This window comes from Novipirellula sp. (genome assembly GCF_041583735.1).
Taxonomy (GTDB): domain Bacteria; phylum Planctomycetota; class Planctomycetia; order Pirellulales; family Pirellulaceae; genus Novipirellula.
The window spans coordinates 1-5,800 of record NZ_JBFHFD010000558.1; the positions used below are offsets into that span (position 1 = coordinate 1).

Genomic DNA, 5,800 nt, shown 5'->3' on the forward strand with positions numbered 1-5,800 from the left:
AGTAAAATCTCGCCACAAAAAGCATCAGCACTGCGACACTAAGGGCAATGAAATGGAACATGCAATGTGAACGTGACTGGCGAGCAACCCAATACAATGCCGGATCCCTGATCACACCGCTTGTCAACGCGCGCGATCGGGTGGACCCACCCAATGTAATTGCGGAAGGGGGCAGGTCCAATGGGACACTGGGGTGGATGAGCCCGTCATCTCCAATGCGGAACCATTCTCAGCAGTTTGGACGGCCACGAATCAGATGGGTCGGCGGCGATCCAGCGAGCGCCGGTTTTCCAACCTTGTCAGCGAGTGGTGATGGGGGCGACCGTCGCCGGATTGCCTTGATTGATCGCGGCTCGATACACATCGATCACCCCGGGTTGGAGCTCAACCCCGGCGGGCAATGGGAAACGACCAAGCCCCTTGCCTTGATAATGAATGTCCTCGATCACATTAGGGCTCTTTCCCGTGCGGTCAATCGCAATCGATTGAACTTGCCACTGATGCACGACGATCTCATACAGCACCTCGGCCGGAAGCGGCAGCGTTTTTTGCCGAGTCACCACATCGCCGAATTCATTGAGAACGCGGTAAGTATCAATCCGTTCCGCAGCCGGGCTGCGTGAAAACGAACGGTTGACCACCTCGCCTGACCTGATTTTGATCTGCTCTGTGTTCGAATCGTCTTTTAAATTCACAATCGTGACCACCAGATCGCTAGGGCCTCCATTGCGAAGTCCGATAGTGACCGGTGGCAACGCAGGCCCAGCAACGAGTTGAGAATCAATCAGCACGGATTGCGGGCGATGATCGATCGGCGGGAAGGCGAAAATCGGAGCCGGGCCAATCGTGGTACTTATTCCTGAGTTCCAAACGGGCGGCACGGGAACAAACGGTGCCGGCATAAATGACGGAATTGGTCCAAACCCGCCTGGGAAAAAGCCCTGGTTCAATCCGGGGGGAGGTAGCGCACGAGGGTCGGTTGGACGCAGCACGCCCGTCATCGGTTGAAAACGAGGCGACACGTCATCCAAATCGGCCATCCACATGTCACCTCGGCCGGAGCGAGGGAATCGCAAAACACGATTCAGATCAGGGTGGAAATAGCCAGCATATTGTCCGTCGAGCGAATCAAATCGCAGATCACGAAAATAGATCAACCGGCCAGCCGATGCGTCGAGAATTTGCATCGAATCACGCTGCAATTCGATCACCGTGCTACGAACCCCCGAGGGCTGAATCACTTCGAACGTTTGTGACCAACCCCACGCAGGCAGCCCGCCTACGATCATCAGCAAAATCCATCGCATCGCAATCACCCCTGTTGGTTCCTGTTCGTTTCGCACCGTTCTCTATTCTACGGCAAACGAAACGGCGGAGTCATTGAGGATCCGCGGCAGAGCTGAACCGGCGGCCAATCAACCCGGTTAGGAACGAGCTAAAGACGAGACAGCACAGGCCGCCCGCCACCAAGACGCCGGTGGCAGCCAAACGGTCGCGAACTTGGACCCGTTTCCACGCCACCGCAATCTCACGTTGGATCGCTTTGTCAAAGCTCAGTTTGGCGGCATTCTCGTAAAGGACGGTGTCGCCTTGTTTCACTTCGCCCGCGTAGCGATCGGTGATCAAGTTGTTTTCAATCCACTCGTCTGTGACTGACAAATATTCGTTACTGGTGTCACCATCGGTTTGCCCTTGGACATAGTGGATCAACGCGGCACGCTGCAGCCGTTTTCGTTCCTCCTCGCTCTCCTCGCGGCTTTCCGCCGGTGAGGAAACGACGACCCACGACTGCAGGTCTCCGTCGAGTTTGGGCAACTCGTTTAACCACGCGGGACGATCCTCGGGATAGCTGAATTGGTCCAGCGGAGCGACTGACAATTCCGCGGCCGTGTCGGTCGCCAATGCCGCATCGGTCGCACTTTCAGCATCGGGGGTGGGCTCGGTACTGGATTTCGACTCGGCGAGTGAGGATTCGACTTTTTCGGCCACGTCATCCACGGCCATGGCAACCATCGGACCGACGGTGATCACCATCAACACGGCGACCCATGGCGTTAAGACATGACAACGGCATGGAGCCGAGCGATGAGGTGACGCGTTCATACAGACCCCCGAGCGTTGGCGAGTTCTTGAGCGATTCGATCGTTGGCCGCACGAGCAACTGCGGGTTGCGATGGAGTGCGTGGAATCAATTCGGGTTTGACGCGAGGGTTGATCCAAGGAGCGGACATTTGAATCGCGATCGCGATACCACCGGCGATCAGCATCCCAAACGGCTGCGGGATTGGCAGCACTTGGTGGACCGCCCATTCGCCCACCACGGCCACCGCAACGCTCCACAGGCTGAGTCGATGTCGACGCAGCGGGTCAACCGGACGCCACCAACGCAGCAGGGCAAACAGCATCGCAAAGTGTGCCATCATCGCCGAAGCACGTGGAATGCCATCGGTATACAGAGCCTGCGGCAATGTGGTGGAATCAATATTACGCGTCAGTCCAATGTCAATCGGAAGCATCAGGAATCCGTTCATGGCGTAGGCGACTAGCCCCACACCGCCGCCGACTCCCGCCAACACGATGCGGCGAGGAAGACTTTCGCCTTCGTCTCGCTCCCACAATTTTCCAAGTCCCAAGATCGAGATCGCCGCGCCCATCACTACCACTGCCATCCATCCATAGGGAGCGATTGCGATCGAATCAACTTCGCCGGTGCGAAGCCCGATCACACCTGCACAAATCGTCAACACCAGCGTGGTCAAAATTGCAGTGATCCATGATGTGCTCAATTCAGCAGCGCGGTGCACCGAGCGTTTGGCACGCAAATCGTTTCGCATATGGGATCGCCACTGCGAACGCGTCATCGGGCGGGTTGGGCCACTTGGGCTCGTTGCAATGCGTTGAGCTTGAGCATAGCTGGGTTGTTGGCTGACATGCAGCACCATTTGACGCACGATGTAGTAGGGCACGTACACGACGCCCACGATCGACATCAGCGGTAATAGCCAGTGTGTGTTGACGACCAATACAAAGGTGGCGGCGATCAACAAGAAAATCTTCGCTCCGGGGGAACGATCGAGCGTTCGCCACCAAGATTGAAGATCCGAAACGCTCGCCCGCACGGCGCGAGCCAGCGGTTCACTGTCGCGTGCGGCGGCAGCATGATCGATCGACGGGGACGCCGAAAACGTGCTGCCGCGGGCCGAGGTCACAGCAGCCGAGGTCACTGCCGCCGCATTTGCGTTTGCGAGCGATGCCAAGATGGTGGCATCCGGCGTGTCTGCTTGTGTCGCAGCGGTGGGGATTGCCGCCGCATCCGCTTGCGTGATGCCCAGGGCGTTGGTCATCTCTCGCACGCAGCGAAAGCGATTCGCAGGGTCCTTTTCCAAGCACTTCGCCACCACCGACCGGTACGGTTCGGCAATCAGGCTGACATCGGGTTGGGCCGTCATGTGTTTGACGATGATCTCGTGACAGCTTTCGCCATCAAAGGGGACGGTGCCGGTCAACAGTTCGTAGGTCATGATCCCGATGGCGTAGATATCGATTTCGCGGCCATATTCGCCGCGCCCAATCTCGGGTGCCATGTAGTGAAATGTGCCAACGCTCTCGGTGTGGCCGCCCCGATGGGATGCCGAGATAAATTTGCTCAATCCGTAATCGCCTACTTTGACAATTCCCATGTCGTCAAAGACATTGCCGGGTTTCAGGTCGCGATGGACCAACCCGGCACCGTGCAAATGGTCGACGCCTGCGGCGATTCCGGACAACCAACGGCGGACCTCAGGAACAGCGAGTCCGTCGGGGGATTGATCGAGCACCTGTCGCAGGTTTTGGCCCGCCACATATTCCATCACCACCCAGGCTTGTTCTTGATCATCATGACAAATGTCATAAAGCGCGATCAAATTGGGATGCTTCAAGTTCAAACAGTGCGAAACGCCACGCAGTTCCACTTCCAGATTGCGCTGGATCCGTTTCAACGCCACCTCTTTGCCCGCCTCGCTGACCGCGAAATAAACCTCTCCAAATCCGCCCATCCCGATCCCACGACGAATCGTGTATCGATCCAAAGGCGTCGATCCGGAGGGGTAAGTAAATGACATCGATGAGGTGGTCGTATGGCTTGCGTGGGTTTCTTCGAACTGGCGTCGATTCTTTGCCAATGAATCAGGTAGGTGGTTCGATTCGACCTCTAGTTTACCGAGAAGCGTGGTCATGAATCGATTTCCCAAATGAAATTCTTGACTGTTTTAATGGCACGGTTTTAGGAGCATTCTTCGGAGCGGCACCGTTCGGAGCAGTGGGGGGCGAATTTGCTGGTTTCATCGCTTCGCGTCCTCGCGTTGTGTCTCGTTTTTCGGTCTGCTCTGTAACTTTCGTGAACTCTCGTGCATATAGAAGGCTCGATCTGCGGCAGATCAGGGCGCCGTTTTTATGCTTCCTCGAGCGTCATCACGACGTCCCCCAATTCCATTCTTTGCCCCACCGTCAGCTCCGACAATTCGGGATCGCCGACAACTTTGCCCAACCAGCGGTCGCCGCGACGGGTGATCACCACTTTCTCGCTTCCCAAATGAGCCACTTTGATATGGCAATCGGCCGTCGCTCCCATTAACAGCGTTTCATCCGCCAAAATCACCTCGTCCACATGGCCGGCAAAGCGATGTGGCGGCAACAACGTCAGTACCGCCGAACGGCTCAGCGGACTGGGGTGCCGAAAAATCAAGGACGCAGACCCCGTCATCGACAGCGGATGACCACTTAGCACCAATTCGGCAGGTCGCGTCGCGTCGGCAAATTCCCAAAAATAACTGTCCTCGCGACGCGAGAGCGTTCCCGCGATGCGAGCCAGATCCGAATGGATTCGCACGTCGCTCGTGCCCGCCGGCCCGGCGCCACCAATCGTCCAACGTTCGCCTGGCAGGATCAAAAATCCACCGCAACCATCGACCCAAAGCCTCCAGCGTAATGCTGCAGGCTTTGAGTTTGCTAAGGTTTTTGATTCGGACACGTCCATCAGCCTTTCTCGGTGCCGCATACCTTCATTGCTGCCATCCTCACACACTCTCTCTCTTGCTCTCTCGCTCGAACTAGTCTAGCTGAATCGAGACCAGGGACTTCGATGTCGAGGGAGCTTCGTCGCCAAAGTAGCTGGTGATTTCGTCAAGCAGGTTCTCTTCGCTTGGCTCATCCAAATCGATTTCACCAAAGTACTCGACATCTACTTTCATCGTTTCCTCGGCGACATCAATCCGAGCATGAATTTCGTCGAGCAATTGACGTGTCTTCGACAGATGGCTGTCGTCCAACGCCAGTTCGCTGCTGGTTTCGGCAACACGAAGCGAGGCAAGTCGAGCCTGTAAGTTCTCAACTTCAACTTCGAGTTGACGTTTTGCACTCAGCATGGCATCCATTCGCTCATGGGCCGATTGAAGCGACGATTTGCGAGCCGAGAGCATCTTTTCGAGTTTCTCGGCCGTCTCCTTGCGGGTCTTGAAACGGCTAAAGCGGTTGCTCAAGTCGTTCTTGACTTGGGCCGACGTGTAAGTCCGGCCTCCGTAGGTATAGAGATGCGAATCCTTGCGAAGATCTTCGCTTAACCGTTCGATATCGGCTTGGGTTTTGGCCAACCGCTGGTCCGTATCGCTCATTTGAGTTTCCAGTCGGGCGACCTCGACCTTCTCCAACGCGATTCGCTTGGCATTGTGTTCAATTTCGGGTTTCAAGTCGGCAATCATCTGCCGAGCCCGTTTCAATTCCCATTCCAATGGCATGGCGTCCGATGTCGAGGATCGCAACC

General features: G+C 56.4%; 5 protein-coding genes. All 5 read right to left on the bottom strand.

The genetic code is table 11. The features are described 5' to 3' along the window. Nucleotides 1–299: 299 nt before the first annotated feature. Nucleotides 300–1,307, bottom strand: a complete 1,008-nt coding sequence (locus tag ABX962_RS28190; RefSeq protein ID WP_372724456.1) for a hypothetical protein — start codon at nucleotides 1,305–1,307, stop codon at nucleotides 300–302. Between the two features lie 70 nt (nucleotides 1,308–1,377). Further along, a complete protein-coding gene (locus ABX962_RS28195) occupies nucleotides 1,378–2,103 on the bottom strand; it encodes a hypothetical protein (protein WP_372724458.1) in 726 nt (241 codons plus the stop codon). Beyond that, nucleotides 2,100–4,217, bottom strand: a complete 2,118-nt coding sequence (locus ABX962_RS28200; RefSeq protein ID WP_372724460.1) for a serine/threonine protein kinase — start codon at nucleotides 4,215–4,217, stop codon at nucleotides 2,100–2,102. Before ABX962_RS28200 ends, ABX962_RS28195 begins: the two co-directional genes overlap by 4 nt. A gap of 215 nt (nucleotides 4,218–4,432) precedes the next feature. After that, nucleotides 4,433–5,011: a hypothetical protein gene (locus ABX962_RS28205; protein ID WP_372724462.1), complete on the bottom strand. Its 579-nt coding sequence runs from the start codon at nucleotides 5,009–5,011 to the stop codon at nucleotides 4,433–4,435. Between the two features lie 79 nt (nucleotides 5,012–5,090). After that, nucleotides 5,091–5,800: hypothetical protein (locus ABX962_RS28210; protein ID WP_372724463.1), on the bottom strand; the 710-nt coding region annotated here is incomplete at its 5' end.